The sequence below is a fragment of the Desulfopila aestuarii DSM 18488 genome (assembly GCF_900143695.1).
GTDB classification, from domain to species: Bacteria; Desulfobacterota; Desulfobulbia; order Desulfobulbales; family Desulfocapsaceae; genus Desulfopila; species Desulfopila aestuarii.
Map to the genome: position 1 here is coordinate 144842 of NZ_FRFE01000004.1, position 24481 is coordinate 169322.

The window sequence follows — 24481 nt, forward strand, 5'->3', positions numbered from 1 at the left end:
CTCTTCCATGTTGACAAGATTTCCATGGTTCCGGAGTCGTCTTCGTAGGGATAGTCTCTCAAGGCAAAGCTCTCGCAATAATGATCAGCCTATCAGCCTCTTTACTGCCTTCTTCAGGTCATCAATATCTGCTGATTTAACAACATACTCATCCGATGCCCACGCGCCAAGATCCTGTTTATATTCGTGATATGCGCTACTCAAGATGACAGGTGTTGCCGCGTCGATCATTTTCATCTGTCTTAACACTTCAATACCGTTCATGCCGGGCATCTGGATGTCAAGGATAACGAGATCAGGTTTGTCTGATTGAAATTTTTCCAGTGCTTCCTCACCATTCATTGCGGAAATGACAGTGTAGCCATCATCAACAAATTCCTCATGATAGAGCAACTGGATGCTTTCTTCATCATCAACAAGCAGGATTTTCTTCACTCAACCCCCCTTTCCCTTCGGGCATATTACAGAGATTGACGCAGGTATGCCGCTGCTTCTTCAGGCGGCATCGGATTAATATAAAACCCGGAACCCCATTCAAAACCTGCAATAGAGGTCAGTTTCGGCACTATTTCAAAGTGCCAGTGATAGTGTTCAAGTCCGTTCGATTGGAGAGGCTCGTTGTGCAGTACAAAGTTGTAAGGTACATCAGCGATGCAGCTATCGAGTCGTCGCAGCGTCTCAGACAGGAGCTGTGCCAGGCTGAATAGATTGCTGTCCTCTTCCTTGCAATAGGCCGAAGAGTGATACTTCGGTAATACCCACATTTCAAAAGGAGTTCGGGGCGCAAATGGGGTTAGCGTGATAAAATGTTCATTTTGACAGACAACCCGAACATCCTGTTTGATCTCCTGGCGGATGATGTCACAAAATATACAACGTTCTTTATAACGAAAATACGAAAGCGCCCCAGCAAGTTCAGATACAATCATGCGTGGCAAAATCGGCAGGGCAATCAGTTGAGAATGCGAATGCTCAAGGGAAGCTCCAGCCGCCTTGCCATGATTTTTAAAAATCATGGCATATTTAAAGCGGGGGTCACGGCCGAGGTCGTTTATCCTTTCCTTGAAAGCTTTAAGAACCAGAAGCATCTTCTCCGGCGGCAACGCAGAAAACGACTGCTCGTGGACCGGGCTTTCAATAATGACTTCATGGGCACCAATCCCGTTCATCCGGTCATAGAGCCCTTCACCTTCCTTATCAAGATTACCTTCAATTATCAGAGCCGGATATTTATTCGGAACCACCCGCACCTGCCATGGTGCGCCATCCCTTCTTGGATGACCATTGGCATCATACGCAAGGACTTCCGGCGGTGTCGTGTTTTCATTCCCCGGACAAAGTGGACAGAACCCACCACTTGTCGCACTTTGCTCAATGAGGAAATCTGTCGGCCGTTTCCGTCGTTCTTTGGAAATGATGATCCATCGGCCGAGAACAGGGTCTTTGCGCAGTTCCGGCATGTTGAATTAGAGTCCTTTGGATTTTTCCCGTGTTTCCTGCAGGGTTTTGCAATCGATACACAGCGTGGTCACCGGTCGTGCCTCAAGGCGCTTAATACCGATTTCCTCACCGCAACCATCACATACACCAAACTCCCCTTCTTCGATCCGGACCAGGGCCTCTTCAATTTTCGAAAGCAATTTTCGCTCACGATCACGGATGCGAAGCTCAAAACTGCGACCAGATTCGACAGTCGCGCGGTCATTCGGATCAGGAATATTGGTGGTCTGATCGGTCATTTCGTTAAGGGTCTTGCCAACTTCAGCAAGGATTTCCTCTTTTTTGGTTATCAGCTGCTCTTTAAATTGCTCCAATGTTGCCTTATCCATCCAGCCTTTCCTCCAAAACCGTGATAATTAAACATCCTTTCGGATGTACGTGCCACTCTTGCCGCCTGTTTTCTTCAATAGGCGGATATCACTGATCACCATCGACTTATCGACAGCTTTACACATATCGTAAATAGTAAGCGCCGCGACAGAGACCGCAGTCAGCGCTTCCATCTCAACACCTGTCTTTCCACAAATGCCGACTGTTGCCAGAATTTCAATTGAATTATCTTCGTCTTGCAGACAAAAGTCAATGTTGACCTTCGTAATGAGCAACGGATGGGCAAGGGGAATGAGGTCATCTACCTTTTTAGCGGCCAAAATACCGGCAATTCTCGCGATTCCTAGAACATCGCCTTTTGACATTTTCCCGGCCTTCACTTTCTGAAATGCCTCAGGACTCATCGTGATTGTGCCGGCTGCATGTGCGACCCTTTCGGATTCTACCTTGCCACCGACGTCAACCATGACAGCATTACCATCGCCGTCAAAATGGGTAAAACACTTTTCGCTCTGGTCAGCCATCGCTATTTCCCTTTACCGTTTTTGCCCATAACTTCGTTAAAGAGGCGCGCGAAAAAACCTTCATGCTCCTTCGTCTGTCCGTGCTGCTGGCAAAGCGTATCAAAATCTCTTAAGACCTTTTTCTGCTCTTCGCAGAGATTCGTCGGTGTCAGTACCTGCAACTCTACAATCATATTGCCTATGCCACCACCGCGAAGCCTGGGTACCCCTTCATTCTTCAAGGTGAACCGCTCACCGGATTGGCTTCCTGCTGGAATGTTGAGTTTCTTTTTACCGTGAATAGTTGGCACTTCCAGGTCTGCACCGAGAGCTGCACTCACCATCGAGACCGGCAATCGGGCATAAACTGTGTCGCCTTCCCGCATAAAAAATTCATGCTCTTCAACATGGACTATGACATACAGATCCCCGGCAGGACCACCTTTGCGCCCTCCCTCGCCTTCTCCCCGCAGACGCATTCGAGCACCATTGTCGACCCCGGCGGGAATCTTGATCGCAACCAGCTTGCTTTTGTGCACCAATCCTGAACCGTCACAGTCATTACATGGATCAGTGATGATATCACCTTCTCCATGACAATGCGGGCAGGTAGAACTGACCTGGAAAAAGCCCTGGGAACGAATCACCTGACCACGCCCACCGCAACTAGGGCATGTTTTTCGTGGATGTCCCGGTCTACTGCCTGTACCTTCACAGGTCCAGCAAGTGTCCCGACGACTCAGCTCAACTTCTTTGGAAATACCGTGTACCGCTTCCATAAAGCTGATGGTGACATCATAACGGAGATCATTGCCAGCCACAGGCCCTTCCCTGCGGCCTCGAGAGCGACCACCGCCAAACCCAAAAAGATCGCCGAAGATGTCACCGAAACTGGAGAACACATCTTCGAAATTCCCGGGGCCGCTGTAGCCGCTGCTCTTTAAGCCGTCATGACCATAGGTATCATAGATCTGACGTTTTTTTTCGTCGCTGAGAACCTCATACGCTTCGGTACATTCCTTGAATTTTTCCTCAGCTTCCTTGTCATCCGGATTTCGGTCCGGATGATACTGCATGGCCAGCTTTCTATAGGCCTTTTTTATCTCTCCGCTCGATGCGCTTTTGCCGACAGCAAGAATTTCGTAATAATCTCTTTTCATTTGCTCAAACAACTGTTGATATTACGCAATAATCGAGGAAATCTCTGACAGTTCTGCGGTATCTTTCTTGTCGCGTCCTAACCGTTCCGGCAGATCGTTTACATTCTCCATTGTCACCTTACCAGCGGCAATTTCCCTCAACGTCATCACGATCTCTTTGTTTTTGGCTTCTATTAAATAGGGCTCACCCTGCCGATGCTGCTTAATCCGCTTCACCGCCAGATGAATGAGATTGAAACGATTATCATCACCTACAATTTCAAGACAATCTTCAACTGTGATTCTCGCCATTTTTTCCTCTACCTCGTAAGTTGTAACTCCTGTGACCGTTCAGTAAATTCCCAGGAGAACTCATGGAAATGCTGAAAGCCATAATGGAGATGTTGGATGCTGCTTACGTCGCATTACGCAATCCGCGACATGATTTTCCGTTACTCAACGCACCTTATAAAGGTGAATGATTTTCACGAAAAGCTTATTTTTTCTATAAACATAGTGCCAAGCGTTGGCCCCAGAAACATATGAGCCTGACGTTATTTCTCAAAAGGATTTTCCAGCATAAACGTTTCGTTTCGGTCAGGGCCGACACTCACGATCTGTGCCTTCACTTCAGTGAAATCCTCAATTCTTCTAATATAATCCTTTGCTGCAATCGGCAGGTCATCAAAGTTGCGGACACCAGCGATATCTTCATCCCACCCCGCGATCTCTTCATACACCGGCTGTACTGATGCCGCCTGCTTGATATTTGTCGGCATGGCGTGCACGCTTTGTCCGTCAAGCTTATAGGATGTGGCCATCTTGATTTTTTTCTGGCCGCTCAAGACATCGAGCTTGGTAAGAGCAAAACCGGTCAAACCATTCAAACGTACTGCATCCTGAGCGACAACGCCGTCAAGCCAACCACACCTGCGGCGTCGACCGGTTGTTGCCCCGAACTCATGTCCTTTTTCCTGCAGTTGATTGCCCACTTCATCAAAAAGTTCTGTCGGGAAAGGGCCAGCGCCAACGCGAGTGGTATAGGCCTTCATGATTCCAACAACGGAATCAATATGAGCCGGTCCGAAACCTGAACCATTGCACGCATTACCGGCAATGGTGTTTGAAGAGGTTACAAAGGGATACGTACCGTGATCGATGTCCAGCTGGGTACCCTGCGCGCCTTCAAACAGAATGTTCTTGCCATTTTTTCTGGCCTGGTCAAGAACAACGGAAACATTGCCGACAAATGGCTCGAGTTTTGCGGCATATTCCATGAATGCACCATAAATCTCATCGAGTCCTACCGGTTCACTATTATATTTTTGGGTGAGCAGGAAATTTTTTTCGTCAAGAGCGGCCTCAAGTTTTTCTTTGAAAAGCTGCTCATCGAACAGATCGCCAACCTTGATACCGGTACGGCCAACTTTATCCATATAGCAGGGGCCAATACCGCGACCAGTGGTGCCGATCTTCTTGGCATCAGAGAGTGCCGCTTCCTTGGCCTGATCCAAACGGGAGTGATAAGGCATGATCAGATGTGAGTTTTCACTGATCATGAGTTTATTCGGAGTTACTTCAAGCTGTTTCTCCCGCAGTTGATCCATTTCCCGCAAAAGCACTTCCGGGTCAATTATGACGCCATTGCCGATCATGCACATCTTGTTCTCATACAAAATACCGGAGGGTATGATATGGAAAATATATTTGCGACCATCAACCACCAGGGTATGACCTGCATTATTTCCACCTTGAAACCGTACGATATAGTCCGAGTACTCCGTGAGTAGATCAACGATCTTGCCTTTGCCTTCGTCACCCCATTGTGACCCGATAACTACGACACTGGACATCTATATTCTCCTGATATTCTGGTGAATTCGCCAAGGCCACTGCAATGTTATGGGCGAAATACCCTGTTGCAGGTTTCCTCTGCCTTCGGCATCAGCTGCTTTTGGCGAAACCACATAGAGGTTGTGTGAACTCTCCTGACTTGCAGGAGCAGACACACAAAATAATTGCAAATCATTTCTGCGTGAGACAAACTGCTAAATATAGCCAACTCCTCCATTAAAGTCAATCTTCGCAACAACTATCACTGCCTGGCACAATAATCCTGTAAAATCGTTAGGCTAACTACCATGAGAGCACCTTTACAACAATCATCAGTCCATATACGTTCAACTGCTCGACCGTTGACACCTACCGGCAAATACCTTACAGTTCGCGAACTAGAAAAGAGGCAAGTTACGGGGCAGGCAATGTGGTTTGCCTGTAACCCTGCGGGACATATCTGATTCGCAGAATACGATGCGAACATTTATACTACCGAAAAATATTGAATTCTCTGTGTTCGTCGTGTACGAACACAGATTTTTCTCCAGAATTCTGGAGTAGATGTAGAGGCTATTTATGTTTGGTATTGGCTTACCTGAGATGATTCTGATCCTGGCCTTGGCGCTCATCGTTGTCGGACCGGACAAACTCCCAGAACTCGCTCGTTCCCTTGCCAAGGGGATTATGGAACTGAAAAAGACTGCGGAAGGTTTCAAGGAGCAAATAAAAGAGGAAGGCAATATCCTAGACGATGTACGCCCCGATCTTGAAAATGCGGCAAAGACCTTCAAAAGTCACATGCTCGATCATCCTGACAAGGGCGCGACCAGTCTCTTCCCTGCCGACGCCAATACTGCATCTGCCGATCATGCCGCCAAAGCCTACGAAGAACTCACCCAAACCGGAGTCAATCCTGCGGCACTGCCGGTGGATAACGTAGCCCCGGCAAAAATACTACCCTCCGATCTTACAGAAGATGTGACAGATGAAAACTCGGTGGCAGCAAATCAACCGAAGGAAGATGACAACAATAAATCGTCCGCTGCCAAATGAGTGAGTACAATCTTCAGAAGACCATCCCTGCCCTTGAACGCAGTCTTGCCTTTTTTCGCCCCCACCACCTTGAACTGCGCAACCGGCTGATCAAGATTTTTGCGTCCATTGTTATCTGTACCGTCGTCGCCTATCTTTTTGTCGAAAAAATTGCCGGATTCTGCATTGCGCCGCTCATGGCCGCAAGCCCCCTGGTAGGGAAACTGGTATATACCAATCTCCCAGAAGCTTTTATCAGTTATATCAAACTCGCTCTCATGGTTGGGCTATTGACCAGCTTTCCGGTTGCGCTCTACCAAATCTGGGTATTCATTGCCCCGGGTCTTCATAAAAGTGAAAAAAAACTTGCGGTCATCATCGTCTTCTGGGCTTCGCTCCTCTTTATCGGAGGCGGAGCCTTTGCTTTTTTTGCTGTTTTACCGAAAATGCTTGTCTACTTCATGAGCTACGCCCATGAGGGTTTGGAGCCACTCCCAAAGCTCGGGATGTACCTGACTTTTGTCGCCCGCACCGTTATGACATTTGGCCTCAGCTTCCAGATACCTTTTCTGATGGTGATGGCCGGCAAAGCAGGAGTTGTTCGCTCCGCCTATTTCAGATCCAAACGGGTTTATTTCTATATGGCCATCCTGGGTTTATCGTTTCTCCTTACAGCCGGTGATTTTATGGCGACAGCCCTTCTGGCCTTCCCTTTGTTTGGCCTTTACGAGATAGGCATCTTCCTCTCCGCCATCTTTTCCAGAAAAAACAAGAGCAAAGCAAAAAGCTGAACCGGATCAACCGATCTCCTGTTTCAACAGACAACAGGAGATCCTGTGCTGCGGTCGCCCTTCTTCATCATACTCAATGGTATCAGGTTGCAGCAGCTTGTTCATCACACACCCTTCACCAATATTGAGCTGAAAGAATCTGTCTTCGGTTAGCCCACTATTTTTCACCAGCAGATTATTTTCAATGCGATAACTGTTAACCGGATGATCTTCACATAAAGGACACTGATAGACCCTACCGTTGGGAAAGATGAAATAGTTTTCAGCCACAACTCCGGCACAGCCAAAAGTCTCATTTGCGTCGAGAAAGACCTTTGGGTAGGTCACATGTATCCCCGCTTCAGCGGCCTGCCTGGCCACTTGCGGAACCACAGCAAGCCACTCTTCGCGACTCACCTGCACCCCTGACTCATCACCAGCCTGCCGGGTTGCGGATTTTCCGCGTAACCCGATAACTTGAATAAAAAATTTCTTTACTCCGAAACCGGTCAGCACAGCCACCATACGATGCAGGTGGCCAATATTGCGTCGGCTCACTGTATAGATAACACTGACATTGAATCCCAGTTGAACGGCTTGCTGCAGGTGAGTCGTGCAAACATCGAACACTCCTTCCCCCCGGATCGGATCATTGATTTGAGCATCTGGACCATCAAGGCTGAAACTCAAGTAGTCAAGTTCATTAGGTGTGACTTTGTAGAGGAAATCATGGAAAAGATATCCATTCGAATCTACGGTAACATCAAACCCGAGTGTTTTGGCAAATCGCACTGCTTCTGGCAAATCCGGATGCATGGTCGGCTCACCGCCCAAAAAGATGACATTGCTCTTTTTGCCTGGTGCCGCAAACAATTTTAACCAGCTCTGAATAGTGGCGATATCAAGAGCCTGAGTGCCATGCTGCTTCGGGTTGATATAACAGTGACTGCATGAAAGATTACAGGCGGTGAGAATATGAAAAAAAATATTTCTCTCGCCAGGCTTGAAGCCGACGGTTCTCGGGACGTGATTCATGGTAACTTGCCTTGTATTATTGCTTCGGAAAGATCTTCTTTTACTGCTGCAGGGTGTATTCGGCCAGCAGGGTGCCTTTCAGGTAGGTATTACTCTCATCCCGAAAAAATTGCTGAAAAAGCTCCAGACTCTCTTTTCTCAGGATATGACCGGTAATTTTCATGTCAATGGTACGATAGAGAGGTGAAAGCGTGTTAAGTTGCAGGTTGGTCCCTCCACCCATCGCATCCTCATACCCATAAACGATATGTCGTACACCGTTAACGATGAGCGTGGCATAGCACATGAGACAGGGCTCCATGGTCGAATAGACAGTCACCTGGCTAAGATCAATATCGGGCCGATCTTTTTGAAGGGAGCGAAGAGCCACAATTTCCGCATGGTCAAGTTCGCACAGTTCTACACTGCTGTTCAGCCGTGCACCATTTGCCACGATTTTGCCGGCCTGCACAATGACGCATCCCACCGGAAACTCACCTGCAGCTAACGCCTCTTGGGCCTGCTGCAACGCGCACTGCATGAATTCTTCATGGACTCTATCAATTGTATCTTTCACCTGTTGCCCCCAGTATGGCCAAGACATTTGAAACGCATCACAAAACAAATGAATTACTACATTTTTTTCCCATAGCGAAGTGCCGCATTGGCAATGCACACACCGGTATGTTGTTCGATAAAATCATGACCAGCATCTCGGAATGGCAAATAGATCAGTTTTTTCCTGTAGGTGCGAAACTGAATTGTGGAAAGCAGATCTAAAACCTTTCGGATACTGACTGAAGAAGCAACAAGCACAGTTTTTAAGGCCTCGGCAGCTTCACTGGCCGGAAGCGTTACCGGGTAGACGTTGTCTCCGGCTATATCGTATTGCTGTGGCAAAGGAGAGGACCCCTGCCCTACGGTCAACATTCTCGATGTCTGAAGAAACAGCGCAGGATTCAGTTTAAAGGCTGGTATCGTAAAGACCATCTTTTGCTCTCGATGAGACCGCCGGATCACCACTGGCTGGTTAGTCAGTTCAAAAAAGTCGGCAAGGGATACCAACTGCCCGCTCTCGTCTTCCGGTTCTATTCGCCAAAACGGAAGATAATGGGCCTCGCTCTCTCGCGGAGGCACGGCCAGATACCCCAGAGCATGAAAAGTTCCACCCTCTTCAATCCAATGACGACTGCAGCCGGAACAAACCACCACCAGTGTTTCACGGCTACCATGCATGACATCGCCACACTCGGGACAGAGCATCGAGATGTAACGTGGTTCCCAGTCACGTGCAAAGGGAAGCAGCGATTTGCCAAACTCCTCTGCTACCGTATCGAGACCGAGCTTTTGATGGGTAACACCGTCATAGAGCATACCGCTATACCGGTAGGCTGGAAGGTAAATACGGCTGATCGTTTCGCCGATAAAGGCCCGATGATAGAGGTGACTCTTACGATCTTCGGTGAAGATCCTGGTGATTTTCGCCGCCTCGTGAAATATTGAATCCGCCTTGACGGTCTGACGCACAAATTTTCCTGTCGCATGGTCTGTGACCGGCCTCACCTTCATTGCCTGGGGTCGGAGCCCCAACGAAGCAGGTACAAAACCTGAATCACAACCAACCCTGGTTGTGTCAATCAACCGATGAAGGACCTCTTTACCCTGGATAGAGTAGATACAGCCCTTGAAGCGCAGGTAAGGTATATAAAACACCCCATCTTCATCAATATGGCTGGGCAGTTTCGGAGGCAAAAGGTATCTGGGCAACTTCTGACGTACCCTGAAACTGGGTACATCGCAGAACTCACACCGAATCAATCGATCGTCTTCATTGATGACGATCTCGGCGCCACAGGAAGGGCATGGTTGCTCAATACTGAGATCCATACCGTGCTCCTTACAACCGTTCTCCGCATTGATTACAAAATGTGGCATGCGGTATATTTTCGGTATTACAGCTTTTGCAGATGACAGCCATCGCTTTACGCCCGGCAGGTTCACCGCAACGTGAACAGAATTTGGCGTTGGGCGGAAGGTTCTTACCGCAGTTTTCACACTGGGATAAAACAACCTGCTGGTGACCACAGGCTGGACAAAAACGGGCATCAGCAGGAATGTTATGTGAGCAGTCAGGACAAATAACTGTGTCGCCGACCACTTCTTTATGCGCAGTTGGCTTGTTGAAAGCAGTAGCGAACATGCTTGGCAGCATCAATCCCATCCCCATGCCAACACCTGCGCCTGCCTCACCTTGTGAAGAGGCGGCCTTTTCCATGGCCATGGCAGCTTTCATCTGTACGAATTTATCAATGTCACGGATGGTGTTCAGCCGGCTCTGATCGTCAATGGCTTTCTGAACCTCATCAGGCGGAGTGATCGAGGTGATATAGAGCTGGGTGAGCCGCAGACCAAAGTGGCTGAAGTCCTTGACCAGTCGCTCCTGCAACTCGGTGGAAAGTTCATCGAACATGCCAGGCAGATTCAATACTGTATCGAGTTTCTCACCAAGATAATCGTTAAAGCGCGAAACGATGACCCGTTTCAGATAGCTGGCGATGTCTTCAGTGGTAAAACTTGCCATGGTTCCAACCAGTGAATTGATAAACAGTACCGGCTGAACCACTTGAATATTGAAAATACCGTGAGCCCTCAAACGTATAAGACCAAGTTCACTGTCTCTAAAAGCGACCGGCTGCCTGGTTCCCCATTTGAGATTAGTGAAACATTTCAAGTTCACCATGTACACTTCAGCACGCAGTGGACTATCGCCACGCCAGGGAACAGAAAGAATCTTGGTGAGGAGCGGCAGGTTTAGTGTCTTCAGGGTGTGACGTCCGGGACCGAAGGCATCGCAAGCACGACCTTTATAGAATAGAACCGCAGCTTGACTCTCCCTGACAGTCAACTGGGCGCCGAACTTTATCTCACCGGAACCGTTTTCAGGAAGCCGGTGAACAAGTTCCAGTCCGGTTTCATCAAACCATTCAATATTTTCTAGAAAAATACCGCCATCGAACCTGTTCATATGCTTTCCCTCTTTCTTATACTCGACACTTTCCGGTGATCAGAAAAACATCATTTAATATACGACAAGACTGTCATAAAACCTGCGACCATTTCAAAAACCAAATAGGCCAGCATGTTTTTAACAATATAATCTAGATGTTAGAAAAGACCGAAAACAATCCATAACCGGTCCTGCATTACATTCTTGCAGTGACTGAAAAACACAGTATATTACCTCAGTCATTGAACAGAGTACAATAAAACGGGAGCAAAACATGAGCTTTAAAGATGAGTGGAACCTGGAGATTGCCCTGAAAATTCTTCAGCACCCGACAGTGGACAGCCAATTATGGTCCGAGGCAGCAGAATGGCTGCTCCGTTATGGACCGCCTTCCATCCAGAAAATTCTGCTAAATGCCAGCCAAGCTGCAACTGAGCTGCAGTTTCCCGAGCTCAAACCGAGCGACTTTACAGCAGACGGTATGCCGGTCTACGATACTGCCCGACTTGCCGATATCCTTGGTATTGCAGAAGACGAGGTGCGCAGCATTATAAATGAAAAAGGGCTGGAGGAAGATACAGCTGATAATCTTCCTTTTGCAAACTGTTCACGCACCGTTCACTAAACGCGATCCAAAAGCTGCTACGTTTTCGACAACTACTCCGTTACATCCGACAGCTCTTGTGCTGTCGAAAAACGTCATCTCAATTAAGCTTATAGAGCTTTTCGTCCTGGATCGGTTTAGGCCGGCCTGAACGCGCTTTCTTCTGCAATGCCTCAAGGCTGAAATCGTCCCCGCTTAGAACATCTCCCATTTCCCGCTCAACCTGATCCGGATCCTCCCCTGCCTCCATTCGGCTGATCGCCTCTTCCATGGCATCGCCAAGGTTCAAACCGGTCTTCTCTGAAAACTTTCTCATAAGCGATGCCATCTGCCTTGGGTCATCCTCATTAACAGAACCCGCTTCACGCATCAATGACTCAAAGGCCTGTTCCATTTTAGTCTCGTCCAGGCCGGCTAACATTTCGTCTTCTTCGCTTCGGCCAGAGCGGATAGTGGCAAATTTAGAGATTTGTCTGCTAATTTTCTCCTTACCGCATTTCGGGCAGTCAGGCTGAGCTGTAGTATTGATTCGAGAAGAAAGAAAATTGAAGATCACATTACAGGAATCACAATAAAATTCGTAAATAGGCATAACAGATAATTAAAATCAGTAGGTAGTTGGACAAAGACTGCAGTAGAGAACGTCGTATCAGCGTGGGTATTTCACGACAAGACAGAGCATCTATGAATACCCGTCACGGCTCACCATCTCCAAGAATCCCGATAAAGTAGAGCCAGGTTAACGTTCGGCCAACAGTACCGTATCGACCATCTCTTCGCTCACCTCATCGGTGATATAGGTGGAACCAATAGCGTCAGGCAGGATGTAAAAGACCTTTCCTTTAACCGCCTTTTTATCCGTTTGTAAATAACGCTTGACCTGTTGCCTGTCAAGATACGATGGGACTGAAACCGGCATGCCGTATGCTGAAATAACAGAATATATTCTCTCAGCTTCTTTACCGCTCAAGGTATCTTTAATGACGCTCAGTCGTGAAGCTGCAACCATACCGATTGCAACTGCGAGCCCATGAATGAGCTGATAGTTTGAGGCACCTTCAATAGCATGGCCAATGGTGTGCCCAAAGTTGAGGATTTTCCTCAACCCACCTTCATGCTCATCAGCGGCAACCACCTCGGCTTTTATCTCACAACATCTGCAAATCAACTTTTGTATGACAGACTGGTCAAGTTGCAAAATTTTCCGCCGATATTCTTCTAGAAAGGTAAAAAATTCACTATCGCGGATAACCCCGTATTTGATGACTTCGGCAAGGCCACCCAGAAGCTCCTCCTTTGGAAGAGTGTTCAAGACATTACTATCTATATAGACAGCTTTCGGCTGGTAAAATGCACCAAAAAGGTTTTTCCCCTCTGGCAGATCAACACCAGTCTTACCGCCAACTGAACTGTCGACCTGTGCCAGCAATGTGGTAGGCACCTGAACAAACGGTATACCCCGCATGTACGCAGAAGCAAGAAAGCCGGCAAGATCTCCAGTGACACCTCCACCCAAGGCGATGACAGCATCATGACGATCAAATCCGGCAAGAGCCAATCTGCTGGCCAGGGCTTCTACAGTGAAGAGCGTCTTGCTTTTTTCTCCGGCTGGAAATGGAAAAAGTTTAGCTTTTAACCCGACACTCAACAACATCTCCAGCAATTTTTCGCCATAGAGACTGTTCACATTTGTATCGGTGATAATTGCATACCTGTTTCCAATATTTCTTCGGGCCAGATCGTTGCCGATCCGTTCAAGACAGCCCTGTTCCACATAAATTGGATAACTGCGGCTCCCAAGCCCTACCTGTACTTCAGCCATACGCCCTCTCTTATGTACCTCGTGAACTCATTTATGTTTACTTTGCTGCAAAACGGTGCGGTGCTGCCGGAATGTTACTAGTCTACCTTTTTTATACCCAAAAAAAAAGGAGATACCGCCGTCATGGCGGTACCTCCTTTTTGAGTCGAAAAGGACAAAAATTACATGGCGTCGCCGGAAGCGGCACCCTGCATTTTAACCTCTACTTTCTCGGTCAGACCCTCGTAGTATGCACGCAGGTGGGTCAGAACCTCGTCGCGACCGAAGTGGTCAACAACCTCTGCACCCTCGGAAAGCGCCTTACGGAGTTTGGTTCCGGAAAGGATAACGCGATCTTCTTTGCCATGGTTACAGGTACGGAGAGAAGCCATACCGTCACACTTGTAGCAGTAGAAGGTCCAGTCGATTTTCATCGGCTTGCAAAGCAGGTCTTTTGCGTCATCGCCAGTGGTCGGGATGCGATCAAAGATTTCCTGAGCCTCGAACAGACCGTAGAAATCGCCAACACCAGCGTGGTCACGACCAATCAGCATGTTGTTAACGCCGTAGTTCTGACGGAAGGTAGCGTGGAGCAGACCCTCGCGAGGACCAGCATAACGCATGTCAAGCGGGTATCCAGCAGAGATAACGTTCTCTTTTACGAAGTAGTTCTCGATCAGGATGTCGATAGCTTTAACACGTATCGGAGCTGGGATATCGCCAGGCTTCAGGTTACCGATCAGAGAGTGGATCAGTACGCCGTCACATACCTCGACAGCGATCTTGGCAAGATACTCGTGAGAACGATGCATCGGGTTACGAAGCTGAAGAGCAGCTACGTTTGCCCAACCACGCTCTTCGAACATTGCACGGGTCTCAGCCGGGGTAAGGTATACACCCGGGTACTCTTTCGGGTATTCGCCCTGAGAGAGAACTTTTACCGGACCAGCAAGGTTGAACTCTTTCTGAGCCATAACCATGATGACGCCTGGATGATCTTTCGGTGCGATCTCCCAGAATTTACCGTCTACAGACTCTTCGCCTTCGCCCATGAATACTTTTTCACATTCCCACTTCTTGTCGGAATCGGTCATCTCGTATTTCTCGGTGACCTTCATGGTAGCGAATACCTCGCCTTTGCGTACAAGAGCGATCTCCTGACCTTCCTTGATCTCGGCAGCGTCAGCAGCAGTTACGTCGAGGGTGATCGGTACCGGCCAGAAGGTGCCATCTGCCATCTGGAAATTCTCACAAACACCTTTCCAGTCGGCTTTGGTCATGAAACCGCTCAGCGGAGAGAAACCACCGATACCCATCATGATAAGGTCGCCTTTTGCGCGATCGGAGATCTCAATCTGTTTGAGACCAGCGGCTTTTGCTTTTTCTGCTTCCAGAGCCGCGCCTTCAAGCAATGCGCATACCAGGCCTTTTCCACCGTGAGGTGCTACTAATTTAGACATAGTGTTCCTCTTTTATTAAAGATTATATGAAAATGCCACCGACCGGACCCCCGGCCAGCTATAACTGAACTGCGATTCATTTACAAGCGCTTATATATAATTTTGTCACCAGAAAAGTCAAGGGAAAAGCGTGACACGATTCCTCAGCCAAAACAGAAATCTAAGTTATGGAAAAGAAGCGAAGACGTAATGCATTGGTGACCACTGTGACCGAACTCATGGCCATCGCAGCCCCTGCCAGCATCGGGTTGAGCGTCGGGCCACCGAAGATATATAAGACACCAGCGGCAACGGGAATGCCTATCACATTGAATGCGAAAGCCCAGAAGAGGTTCTGGCGAATATTTCGCATCACTGCTTTCGATAAGGCCAGGGCACCATATATGCCATCGAGATTCCCTTTCATGAGGACAATATCACCAGACTCGACGGCAATATCAATGCCAGTACCCATGGCAATGCCGACATCTGCCTGGGCCAGAGCAGGCGCGTCGTTGATGCCATCACCCACCATGGCAACTTTTAAGCCTTTCTCTTGAAAACGGATAATATTCTTGGCCTTGTCTTCCGGTAGAACCTCAGCAATGACTTCGGATATTCCAGCTTCAGCCGCAATTGCCTCAGCAGTCTTTTGCTGGTCACCGGTTAACATTACCAGTCGCATACCTTGTTTCTTCAGGTGCTCAACAGCTTTTACACTTTCCGGCTTTAATTTATCAGCAACTGCCAGATAGCCTTGCAGGCTATTGCCAACAGCAACAAAGAGCACGGTCTTCCCCCTATCAGAAAGTGCTTCTATCTTCTTCATAGCGGATGAGTCTATAGTGATCTCATTTTCAACCATGAACTCCCTGTTGCCCACATTGAGCTTTTGCCCATTGACAATAGCTCCAATACCTCGTCCACCAAAGGCGGTAAATACGGAGGGCTGAACCAGCTGGAGATTTTTCTTTTTAGCATAATTGACAACTGCTTCTGCAAGAGGATGTTCTGAAGATTGTTCGGCTGAGGCTACGAGTTGAACAAATTGATCTTCTGTCATATCATCGAAAACGACAACATCAGTAACCTCTGGTTTGCCCTCGGTAAGCGTTCCCGTTTTATCGAGCACAATCACACCTATCTTTTCCGATAATTCGAGGGCGGCACCATTACGCACCAGGATACCAAGCTGAGCGCCCCTCCCCATCCCGACCATGAGAGAGGTAGGTGTCGCCAGCCCCATGGCACAGGGGCAAGCAATGACCATAACTGCTATAAAAAATCTCAATGCTTGCGTGAACTCAACACCTCCGACCAGAAACCATAATATCCCGGTGATCGCAGCAATCGCCATAACCGTTGGCACAAAATAGAGACTTATTCGATCGGCAAGGCTTGCAATTGGCGCTTTTGATCCCTGAGCCTCCTGAACCATTCTCACAATACGGGCGAGTACAGTATTGCCACCGGTTTTTTGGCATTCAATCTTTAACACTCCGTTTCTGTTGAGTGTTCCGCCATAAACGGTGTCGGAGACAGATTTTGTCACCGGCATACTTTCACCAGTCAACATTGATTCATCAATACTGCTCTCACCTTCGGTTATTTTACCGTCAACGGCAATTCGTTCACCCGGCCGAATAAGCAGTATATCGCCGTGCTCTATTGCCTCTGCAGAAATTTCTCGCTGTTCTCCATTTTCAAGAAGCGTAGCTTTGTCCGGTGTCAACTCAAGCAGCTGGCGGATGGCATCGGAAGTGGACAATTTTGAGCGTGTCTCCATATATTTTCCAAGAGACACCAAAGCGATGAGAACACCGGCGGATTCAAAATAGAGATCCATTGCCTTGTGCATGGGGTCAATTCCTAGTGCTATTTCTGCAAGGTTCCAGCAGGAATAAATAAGTGCAGATCCTGTGCCCACAGCGATCAGCGAATCCATGTTTGGAATTTTTCTGATAAGTGCAGGAATACCAATCAGATAAAAACTGCGCCCTAGCCAGACGATGGGCAACACGAGGATCAACTGGCAAAGACCAAAAGCAAGCGGATAAGCATGAGGAGTGAGGAAATATGGCAATGGCAAACCAACCATTTCACCCATGGCAATATAGAGCAACGGCACAGCGAGTAAAAGCATTGCAACAAGCCGTTTTTTCATTTCCTGAAGATTTGTTAACGCTGCAGCGCGTTTTTGCGAAAACTCTTCTACCCGGTCACCGCTGATGGTCGCGGTAAAACCTAAACCTTCGATGGTCTCACGAATTTTACGTATACCGCACTCAGTTCGATCAACAATCACTCTGGCAGACTCAGTCGCAAGATTGACCTCAGCCAGATGAACACCGGCTAATTTCCCAACGACATTTTCTATCCTGCTCGAACATGAGGCGCAATGCATGCCACCAATGGAAAATTCAAGAGTAGATTCATTTCGTTCGGGCAACGAACCCAACTCAAAACCGAGATTTCTAATTCGCTCTTGAATCTCATCATAACCAATGGACTGTTCATCCCATTCCAGGTCAAGCGTTTCGGCTGCTAGATTGACAGAAGCGGCCATAACACCTTCTGTTGCTGCCAATACACGTTCTATACGGCTGGAACATGCCGCACAATGCATACCAATGACATCAACTTTAGATTTTTTCAAATGTGTACCTGCCACATGTCCCCCAAACCTTCATAATTATTATCTTGATTTCTAAACATTGCGTGCGTAACGTTGCCACTCAGGCATCTTATAAGCTAACTCAACAAATCGAGGTAAACAATGGCAACGGTAAAAATTAAAGGCATGAGCTGCCAGCATTGTGTTGGCTCGGTCAAAAAAGCTTTAGAAGCAATCCCAGGAGTAAACGATGTGACGGTCGACCTTGAGAAGGGTGAGGCCCGATATGAGGGTGTAGTGAGTCGTGACGATATCAAGAAAGCGATTCTTAATATCGGATTTGACGTTATCAATCCATAAATTCGTCTGTACTGAAGAAAACTCTCCCCGTAGACGGGTCGTTATCCCTACTTCTCTACTGCAGCGCCCTCTGGGGAAGAACAGTACAACGAAAACTACTACAAACTGCCTCCATGAACTTTATCAACTTCCTAAAGTTCATGGAGGCGAATCTAAGATTTAAGTTATTACGGTCTTCAACGATAAAAGTAGACCTGAAAACATGTTAAATACGATTGAAACATATATCTTCAATCAACTTTGATTATGGCAGGTACTCTTTCCATTTACTTCTGCCACTTTTATAGCCGGGTACAGGCAAGTTTTCTTGCTGGATCTCTTTAATCTCACCAGTACTGGTCTGTATAAACGCACGTACTCCCTCCTCGCCACCTTCTCCGGTATGCAAATTAGGTGTAGTCGCTAAACCCCTTCCAAGTTTTAGCATGTTTTCAACATTTCCATAACTATCAACCCCATTATCTCCAAACACGTTTTTATACCACGACGTCCCGGTTTTATAGTAAACACCATATAAATACGCTTCACCTTCCGCTTGGCATGTATCACTGAATGGTTGGTAGGTAGTGAAGGTCATCAATCCGCCAAGTAATGTACCCTGCCCCAGGTTTTTTTGTCTGTCTCCGTATGGCCAGAAATCTTTATACCACCCATCTGTACAATCAACCTTATCACTGCTGCAATTACCTATTAATGTGCCTGCAATATATTTTTCAAGGGCAGCAAAATTTGCTTTCTCAGGTGAGGTAGTGGTTCGAATAGCCTTTGGCACACATTTCATTGCATTTGCTCCGGCAAGGGGTGCCCCATACACTAAATCGCTAGTATCTCTACAAGTAAGATCTCCAGTACCTTGCGTCACGAGAATATCATCCACACGTAACAGCCCTCGGTCTCCAGCACCTTTCGAACTTAAAATTATTCCATTGGAATCTTTAGCATAATTACCATCTGTAGGATTTATGTTATCAGCAAACTCAATTTCACCCCAAAGGAAAGCGGTAGGCTCCCCTGTAGTCGTGTCAAAGGTCATTGGCTCCTTGAGGCCAAAAAAGGTTTGCCGATTATCATCTGTTTTATCCTGTGCATCCATAAATCTGCCGGTTCCGAAATATATCCAAAAATTGCGGCCGTCATATCCGGCATTGGGGGCGGAACTAATTGGCTTGTTCTCATTAGAAAGATCTAACATGGGCTTCAATTCCCATTTATCAGGTGTAGTAGGTGTTTGCACAACACCTAAACCATATTGGCTTATACCTCCGGACATGTTTCTGGTAACCAGCCTATACAGTTTTCCCCCACCAGACCATTCAGTTGATCCATTTACCTTGGGGGAGAATTCCCCATCGATTGTGCCAAAATATACAGAATCTGACATGTAATCGAAAGAGGATGGATTTATATCAAAATCCACTGTGATGGGATCTGACACAAAACCATGTAGTGGGCCCGACAGTTCAAATGTGCCACCAGGAATTAAGCTTGTTGGTTGACCAGCTGGGATTCGGAGTGGGGTTTTAAGTGTAGAATCTGTCACATCAGTTGCCCCAAGCCATGAAAGAGGAAGGATGCTGACTTTGGCATTCTGATCGCTAACACCCTGCATAGCTTTACTACCATGGGGCCCACTCCCCAATACTAAATACCATTCATTACTTTCAGTTCCAGGCGAGTAGGTGGCAGGGTTTTTCATTATTACCATAGTGGCTATTGATGTTGAGTACCCAAGGTCAACATACTGAATAGCACCATTAGTATCCAGAGTTTGCGTCAATTCTCCCAGGAGAACAGGTGGTGCCTCTGGGTTGGTAATATCGAGAATGAAATAGGATGATATAAATCTGCGGTTATCATTAGCAACACTGTCCGTTGTATCTGGGCTAACATCGTAAGCATTAACAGGAGACCCTCCTAGTCGCATCCCCCCTACAAGAATGGTCCCCCAACCTTCGGGATGAATGCATCCAGAATCTAAAATGCCATTGACATTGCTGCAATTTTGTTCTTCCCCAAAAATTTTAACATCGAAAATTCTTGGTCTCAAGTCAACCATATATTTATGTGAACAAGCCACATCGGTCAGGCAACTAAGATGAGGAGCGATATTAGCAGGGACATAAGCCCACATTTCAGCGCCAAGTGCTGGGAAATTTCCAGCACTTTCGTCACAGACACCATTGGTAATTATTCCAGATAAACAGAATTTTTTCTCGTCCCCATTATAGAATCCAGCATTGACAGCATGCAGCATGCCATCATTTGCCCCAAAATATACCATATGGCGACGGTTTTTGTATTTAGCGACGAAATCAGCATATGTCCGATCTCGGTAAAGATAATGATAACCTTCTGCTGGTTCTGAAACCGTCATAGGAGTAGAATGAATTACGTCTCCAAGCCGCCAGGTTGTAAGTGTAGTACCATTGTCAACTGTAGGTATTTGCCTGCTACGTAAAATACCATCTAGCCGACCATTATTATTGAGATCTTCCCCTGAATCCAATATGTTATTGTCATTTACATCTTCATTAATCAAAGAATCTTCGCCGCGAGTCCACTTAATTATAGCATCCAGTTCAGAGCTTGAAGAAACCCCATAATCTGCATAGACTGGCAGACGTGTGCCACTCACTGTCAAGTTCGTCCCTGAAGAATTAAGAGCAAGTCCTTCCTCGAAAGGTCGCACCTCATCATCATTATCAACGCTACCGTCATAATCATCATCGACTTTGCCGTTATTATTGAGGTCTACCCAGGTAAAAATATAACGTCGTGGATCAGACGACAGGTAGTTGTTTCTGTTGGTACTCGTAAGCAAAGCAGAATCATTCAGCCAATTTGCAGCGGACCAGATGAACTTGATATCTTCGAGATTTTTTGAAAAGGTACAAATCCCTGCTGAATCCAGCACTGTTGTATTGTAACACCCCTTTGATTTTCCTAACAATTCATCATAATAAACTATGACTCGCATATCGTCGCCGTCGATCACATTATTGCCATTAAGATCTTCGGCTATATCAAGTTTCTGATCACCATCAAGATCTTCACCGGGATCAAGAAGACCGTTACCGTTTGCATCCTCTTTGACATCTAAATGGCCATCTCCATCAATATCTTCAGAAGCCACCAGCTTACGATCTCCATTGGTATCCTCAAACATATAACCTGCATCATTAATAAATAATGCATGCACATCCCCTACCCATTCAACAGTTTTATCGATTTGCACTGGAAGATAACTGCAGTCAGGATTTGTTGGATCTGGAGAACAATCCGGATCGTTCGGGTCTGGTTCGATTGTAGAATGGGTTCTCTTGAGTTCCGGCCAAAAAATCGCCTGATAGATGGCGCCTTCGCCACCCCGTGAAGATGAAATCACTGACGCGGCAGACCCTGAGGATGAGCGTTGACGCAACTCATTAAACGTTTCAAGAAGTTTCTGTCTCAGAGAAGCAGGATTTTCACTTTCAACAAGGGTGGTGCCTCCCTTAGTTGCAGCATCTTTTATCATTACTCCTGGACTACATTCATCTGTACCATTAGTGGGAACAATGCCGGTTGAAACGATATGAGTAGTGATATTCTGTTTGTTTTTCACATCACCGTCGGTTGTGGTTATTGTGCTGTGACCTGCTGGAAACAGGTAATTCACATCTAAGTTGTGCCCTATATTCGTTAGGTCATCAAGATAAGTGCTTCCCTGCAATCCAACATCTAATCCTGTAATGGAATCTGGAACTGTGCATGTCTTGTTAATATCACCATCACTAAAATTATATTGGGTTTTGATGTCATCGATATATCCAATGACAGATTGATTGATATCCGCTGTGGAGGCACCCTCCGTAATAATTAAAACATGGTTTTCCTGGCACCAGTTAGTAATAGGGTCTGTGGCGGCACTAATTGTGAAATCTTCTGGATTGAGTCGTTTATTTGAATCCTGGGTGTAATAACCCAACGCATTAAATACAGCTTCGGCAAGCGGTGTCCATGATGTCGCGCGAACATTGTTGATTGCTTGTACAAGTGTGTTGTAATGATTCCAGTTTTCAAAATCATCATTTTCATTGTCCGTCGTACCATTTTCGTCAACATAGTAACCAATATCTATGTCAGCTATAATCGACGCTCCATCCCTATTGGTTGCAGGGCAATACTCAATCACCGTATCGCTTTTATTAACGCCATCGCATTCTGTGAGAGATCCATTGTCACTGAAGGCCATAGCACCAATCCGAAGGTCGGACGCAACTTCATAAAGAATTCCCCTCGGGCCGTTTGGCCTGTGCACATCATCAGTCTGCTGGTCAGTGGGCAAGACGTATTTGGTTGTCCCCTTGAATGTTGCCAGCGGCTGGCCCCCAAGCTGCCCGGCAAGACCTGTATCGACAAGCAATGCAGGGAGGTTCCAGTATTCGTCTGTAGTAGTCACCTGATCGGAGGGATCAATTACTTCTGGAACTTCTGCCTGTAGACAGAAGTCATGCATAGCTTGATCAACGCACATTTCTGGAGTATCGCCATCAAGATTTGTTGACCATCCAGCAGCGACATAGACATCATCAGTGCCACCAGGAACACATCCAGGGGACTTATTTTCAGAGTAACGGTAGGATGTTACCCACTCTACTTTGCATTTCTTACCCCCTGAGTTGTAATCAGGGCAATAAAATTCTGTGTCTTTATTAGTACATTCCCAGGCCTCTTTCCCAGAAACGAAAACATAAGGATAAGAGCCTGAAGAGGGAATGTTACCACAGACCCGAGTGCACTCAGCTGAAATATAATGTGCATCCTCCCAGCACCTTCCCACAAATCCTGTACGATCCTCATGATAGCCGTTATCATAAACTCCATAGCAAGCATATGCGGGATCAGTATCATTTATCAGACCAGGAATGTTGCCTAGCTCATAGTATTGCGGACAGGTTTTGAATGGATGGTCATTGCCTCCTTTCCAACGTCCTTGTTTCGCGTAAAACCAGCACTCCTGGATTGCCTTATGATAAATAATGTGCTCAACGTTAGACGATTTTTTGGCAATCCCGACGCAGTCTGCAACATCATCCTCTGCAGGTCCTAGTCCTGTGGGGGCTTGGAAAGCCTCTATCGCCCTTTGGCATGCGCCAAAATCCATGCCATCTTTTGTAACTGCATATATTTCAAATCTCCCAATATCATCTGAAATGTCTGTACGATCATTGTCTCCTGATCCCCGAACCGACATGGTTAAATACATGTCGTCTGAAGTGAGCGCTGTTCCCTGATCAAGAAGGACTTGCTTTATAAAGCGATTTCCGGCACACCCCCGACTCTCATTAACAATTCTCCCGGCTCCCGTGTCGTATTTACCTCCGGTGAGAATGTTTTTTTCAATATCAAACTTCGAAGACATTGCCCAATTCAGGAAAGAGCCCTTTGCCGCGAAGGCGGAAACCTTCCCTGAGGAGACATCGGTAGCAGGATCTAGCGTAATGCAGACATCGTTAGCTTTGTATTTTTTAGATCCAGATGCATTTACACAAAAACTAGTAGCAGTTGCTGCACTCACTTCTTCGAAATACCCCTCATCAATTCGCTGCCAGTTAGTGTCGAATGTATCTTCGTAAATGTCATTACCTGATGAGGTGTGGCTGCTAACGGTAGACTTGTGAATAAAGATCATTGAGTTTTGAGTAACAACATTTCCAGCATAATATATTCTACCTTCCTGCCAACCATGAAAGTCCATCGGCTTCCACGTTACTTCCTTATCATCCCACGGACTGCTGCCATTAGATGTCCCTCCATTCTGGGCTTTATACAATTCAGAACTGCCTTTCCATATAACGTACGTTCCTACTGTATAAGCGGTACTATTTTTCCAGGTGTTGATCTGAGTCCAGGTAACACCATTATCAGAGGTTGGACCGGTTCCGTTAGAAGTTCCACCTGATATCGTCATGAACACCTTGCTCGTTGTTGCGTCAAAAACAAAACTGCCTGCATGATATTGCGTATTGTTTCGCCACGCTGGACGTAAGACAGGTTCCCATTTAACTTTCGTGTCTTCAAATATCGTCGAACCGTCTGATGTCCCGATATTTAGAGCACGATATACCGACCCTTCAGCCGAAACCAACTTTCCTGTAGTTGCAATAGAAATTCCTGTACTCCATGGATCAATACCATCGACACGTTTATACCAGGATTCGGGCTTAAAGTTGCCTACGTATTGCATGGTAGGATCCACACCGTAGGAGTCATCAAAACATTGAGTTTTGTCCGGGTCGGTATAGGCCATATCCAACATGCTGCCAGAGTTGTCGAGAACTAACAGAAGGTTTGACTTGACACCGAATGAAAGAAATGGGGGTTCAGATACTCCTGTGCTACAAACATCAGCGGCAAAAATTCTGCTAACACTTGCTTCAGAGAGAAGAAGGAGCACAAGACCACATATACAGATTTTCAACCTAGATTTTGTCGATTTCATATTGTGTCACCTTTCCAATGTCAGGTTGTCGTGGAGAACACTTCACAA

At 46.8% G+C, this 24481-nt stretch carries 20 protein-coding genes and 1 pseudogene; 4 read left to right on the forward strand and 17 right to left on the reverse strand.

Going from position 1 to position 24481, the window contains the following annotated elements; translation table 11 throughout:
- Positions 1-84: 84 nt before the first annotated feature.
- The 7 genes from BUF15_RS05705 to BUF15_RS05735 form a co-directional block, all read right to left on the reverse strand.
- Positions 85-435, reverse strand: coding sequence for a response regulator (locus BUF15_RS05705; protein ID WP_073612500.1), 351 nt, complete (start codon positions 433-435; stop codon positions 85-87).
- A 26-nt stretch (positions 436-461) separates the two neighbouring features.
- Positions 462-1460, reverse strand: a complete 999-nt coding sequence (galT, locus tag BUF15_RS05710) for a galactose-1-phosphate uridylyltransferase (protein ID WP_073612501.1) — start codon at positions 1458-1460, stop codon at positions 462-464.
- Positions 1461-1466: 6 nt separating this feature from the next.
- Positions 1467-1829 carry an RNA polymerase-binding protein DksA gene (gene dksA, locus BUF15_RS05715; protein ID WP_073612502.1) on the reverse strand — a complete coding sequence of 121 codons (363 nt, stop codon included), beginning with the start codon at positions 1827-1829 and terminating at the stop codon, positions 1467-1469.
- Positions 1830-1856: 27 nt separating this feature from the next.
- A complete protein-coding gene (moaC, locus tag BUF15_RS05720; protein WP_073612503.1) occupies positions 1857-2354 on the reverse strand; it encodes a cyclic pyranopterin monophosphate synthase MoaC in 498 nt (165 codons plus the stop codon).
- 2 nt (positions 2355-2356) lie between these two features.
- The gene (gene dnaJ / locus BUF15_RS05725) at positions 2357-3493 is read right to left on the reverse strand and encodes a molecular chaperone DnaJ (protein WP_073612504.1); all 1137 of its coding nucleotides are present in this window, start codon (positions 3491-3493) and stop codon (positions 2357-2359) included.
- Between the two features lie 21 nt (positions 3494-3514).
- Positions 3515-3784, reverse strand: coding sequence for a DNA-directed RNA polymerase subunit omega (rpoZ, locus tag BUF15_RS05730; RefSeq protein WP_073612505.1), 270 nt, complete (start codon positions 3782-3784; stop codon positions 3515-3517).
- A 242-nt stretch (positions 3785-4026) separates the two neighbouring features.
- Positions 4027-5325: an adenylosuccinate synthase gene (locus BUF15_RS05735; protein WP_073612506.1), complete on the reverse strand. Its 1299-nt coding sequence runs from the start codon at positions 5323-5325 to the stop codon at positions 4027-4029.
- Positions 5326-5884: 559 nt separating this feature from the next.
- Here BUF15_RS05735 and BUF15_RS05740 point away from each other — a divergent pair.
- Together BUF15_RS05740 and tatC are read left to right on the forward strand one after the other, a co-directional pair.
- Entirely contained in the window at positions 5885-6361 is a 477-nt protein-coding gene (locus BUF15_RS05740) for a twin-arginine translocase TatA/TatE family subunit (RefSeq protein ID WP_073612507.1), read from the forward strand.
- Positions 6358-7131, forward strand: coding sequence for a twin-arginine translocase subunit TatC (gene tatC / locus BUF15_RS05745; protein WP_073612508.1), 774 nt, complete (start codon positions 6358-6360; stop codon positions 7129-7131). Before BUF15_RS05740 ends, tatC begins: the two co-directional genes overlap by 4 nt.
- A 6-nt stretch (positions 7132-7137) precedes the next feature.
- On the opposite strand, the gene BUF15_RS05750 is transcribed toward tatC, so the two are convergent.
- From BUF15_RS05750 to BUF15_RS05765, 4 genes are read right to left on the reverse strand one after another with little or no spacing between them, the layout of a single operon-like run.
- Positions 7138-8145, reverse strand: coding sequence for a radical SAM protein (locus BUF15_RS05750; protein ID WP_073612509.1), 1008 nt, complete (start codon positions 8143-8145; stop codon positions 7138-7140).
- A 40-nt stretch (positions 8146-8185) separates the two neighbouring features.
- A complete protein-coding gene (locus BUF15_RS05755) occupies positions 8186-8701 on the reverse strand; it encodes a nucleoside deaminase (RefSeq protein WP_234981119.1) in 516 nt (171 codons plus the stop codon).
- A gap of 56 nt (positions 8702-8757) precedes the next feature.
- On the reverse strand, positions 8758-10011 hold the full coding sequence (locus BUF15_RS05760; RefSeq protein ID WP_073612511.1) for a TFIIB-type zinc ribbon-containing protein: 1254 nt from the start codon (positions 10009-10011) through the stop codon (positions 8758-8760).
- A gap of 10 nt (positions 10012-10021) precedes the next feature.
- Positions 10022-11149 (reverse strand): SPFH domain-containing protein, encoded by a 1128-nt coding sequence (locus BUF15_RS05765; protein ID WP_073612512.1) that lies wholly within the window; start codon positions 11147-11149, stop codon positions 10022-10024.
- A gap of 256 nt (positions 11150-11405) precedes the next feature.
- Here BUF15_RS05765 and BUF15_RS05770 point away from each other — a divergent pair, with 256 nt between their 5' ends.
- The gene (locus tag BUF15_RS05770; RefSeq protein ID WP_073612513.1) at positions 11406-11756 is read left to right on the forward strand and encodes a hypothetical protein; all 351 of its coding nucleotides are present in this window, start codon (positions 11406-11408) and stop codon (positions 11754-11756) included.
- A 79-nt stretch (positions 11757-11835) separates the two neighbouring features.
- On the opposite strand, the gene BUF15_RS27660 is transcribed toward BUF15_RS05770, so the two are convergent.
- From BUF15_RS27660 to BUF15_RS05790, 5 genes and pseudogenes are all read right to left on the reverse strand, one after another.
- Positions 11836-12129: a hypothetical protein gene (locus BUF15_RS27660; RefSeq protein ID WP_234981126.1), complete on the reverse strand. Its 294-nt coding sequence runs from the start codon at positions 12127-12129 to the stop codon at positions 11836-11838.
- Between the two features lie 60 nt (positions 12130-12189).
- A pseudogene (locus tag BUF15_RS27665) lies at positions 12190-12327 on the reverse strand (FmdB family zinc ribbon protein); the annotation flags it as partial.
- A gap of 147 nt (positions 12328-12474) precedes the next feature.
- Positions 12475-13557: a 3-dehydroquinate synthase gene (aroB, locus tag BUF15_RS05780; RefSeq protein ID WP_073612515.1), complete on the reverse strand. Its 1083-nt coding sequence runs from the start codon at positions 13555-13557 to the stop codon at positions 12475-12477.
- Between the two features lie 161 nt (positions 13558-13718).
- Positions 13719-14996 carry a sulfate adenylyltransferase gene (gene sat, locus BUF15_RS05785; protein WP_073612516.1) on the reverse strand — a complete coding sequence of 426 codons (1278 nt, stop codon included), beginning with the start codon at positions 14994-14996 and terminating at the stop codon, positions 13719-13721.
- 160 nt (positions 14997-15156) lie between these two features.
- A complete protein-coding gene (locus BUF15_RS05790) occupies positions 15157-17631 on the reverse strand; it encodes a heavy metal translocating P-type ATPase (RefSeq protein WP_073612517.1) in 2475 nt (824 codons plus the stop codon).
- Positions 17632-17751: 120 nt separating this feature from the next.
- Here BUF15_RS05790 and BUF15_RS05795 point away from each other — a divergent pair, with 120 nt between their 5' ends.
- Positions 17752-17949, forward strand: coding sequence for a heavy-metal-associated domain-containing protein (locus BUF15_RS05795; RefSeq protein WP_073612518.1), 198 nt, complete (start codon positions 17752-17754; stop codon positions 17947-17949).
- A gap of 244 nt (positions 17950-18193) precedes the next feature.
- Here BUF15_RS05795 and BUF15_RS05800 read toward each other — a convergent pair whose 3' ends face one another.
- Complete coding sequence (locus tag BUF15_RS05800) at positions 18194-24433, reverse strand: pilus assembly protein (protein WP_073612519.1); 6240 nt, start codon at positions 24431-24433, stop codon at positions 18194-18196.
- Positions 24434-24481 lie beyond the last annotated feature (48 nt).

Excerpts from the sequence above, each read along its gene's own strand:
- BUF15_RS05740 (WP_073612507.1), top strand. The coding sequence starts at position 5,885 with ATGTTTGGTATTGGCTTACCTGAGATGATTCTGATCCTGGCCTTGGCG.
- dksA (WP_073612502.1), bottom strand. The coding sequence starts at position 1,829 with ATGGATAAGGCAACATTGGAGCAATTTAAAGAGCAGCTGATAACCAAA.
- galT (WP_073612501.1), bottom strand. The coding sequence starts at position 1,460 with ATGCCGGAACTGCGCAAAGACCCTGTTCTCGGCCGATGGATCATCATT.
- sat (WP_073612516.1), bottom strand. The coding sequence starts at position 14,996 with ATGTCTAAATTAGTAGCACCTCACGGTGGAAAAGGCCTGGTATGCGCA.
- BUF15_RS05795 (WP_073612518.1), top strand. The coding sequence starts at position 17,752 with ATGGCAACGGTAAAAATTAAAGGCATGAGCTGCCAGCATTGTGTTGGC.
- dnaJ (WP_073612504.1), bottom strand. The coding sequence starts at position 3,493 with ATGAAAAGAGATTATTACGAAATTCTTGCTGTCGGCAAAAGCGCATCG.
- BUF15_RS05765 (WP_073612512.1), bottom strand. The coding sequence starts at position 11,149 with ATGAACAGGTTCGATGGCGGTATTTTTCTAGAAAATATTGAATGGTTT.
- aroB (WP_073612515.1), bottom strand. The coding sequence starts at position 13,557 with ATGGCTGAAGTACAGGTAGGGCTTGGGAGCCGCAGTTATCCAATTTAT.
- tatC (WP_073612508.1), top strand. The coding sequence starts at position 6,358 with ATGAGTGAGTACAATCTTCAGAAGACCATCCCTGCCCTTGAACGCAGT.
- BUF15_RS05770 (WP_073612513.1), top strand. The coding sequence starts at position 11,406 with ATGAGCTTTAAAGATGAGTGGAACCTGGAGATTGCCCTGAAAATTCTT.
- BUF15_RS05760 (WP_073612511.1), bottom strand. The coding sequence starts at position 10,011 with ATGGATCTCAGTATTGAGCAACCATGCCCTTCCTGTGGCGCCGAGATC.
- rpoZ (WP_073612505.1), bottom strand. The coding sequence starts at position 3,784 with ATGGCGAGAATCACAGTTGAAGATTGTCTTGAAATTGTAGGTGATGAT.
- BUF15_RS05750 (WP_073612509.1), bottom strand. The coding sequence starts at position 8,145 with ATGAATCACGTCCCGAGAACCGTCGGCTTCAAGCCTGGCGAGAGAAAT.
- BUF15_RS05735 (WP_073612506.1), bottom strand. The coding sequence starts at position 5,325 with ATGTCCAGTGTCGTAGTTATCGGGTCACAATGGGGTGACGAAGGCAAA.
- BUF15_RS05800 (WP_073612519.1), bottom strand. The coding sequence starts at position 24,433 with ATGAAATCGACAAAATCTAGGTTGAAAATCTGTATATGTGGTCTTGTG.
- moaC (WP_073612503.1), bottom strand. The coding sequence starts at position 2,354 with ATGGCTGACCAGAGCGAAAAGTGTTTTACCCATTTTGACGGCGATGGT.
- BUF15_RS27660 (WP_234981126.1), bottom strand. The coding sequence starts at position 12,129 with ATGGAACAGGCCTTTGAGTCATTGATGCGTGAAGCGGGTTCTGTTAAT.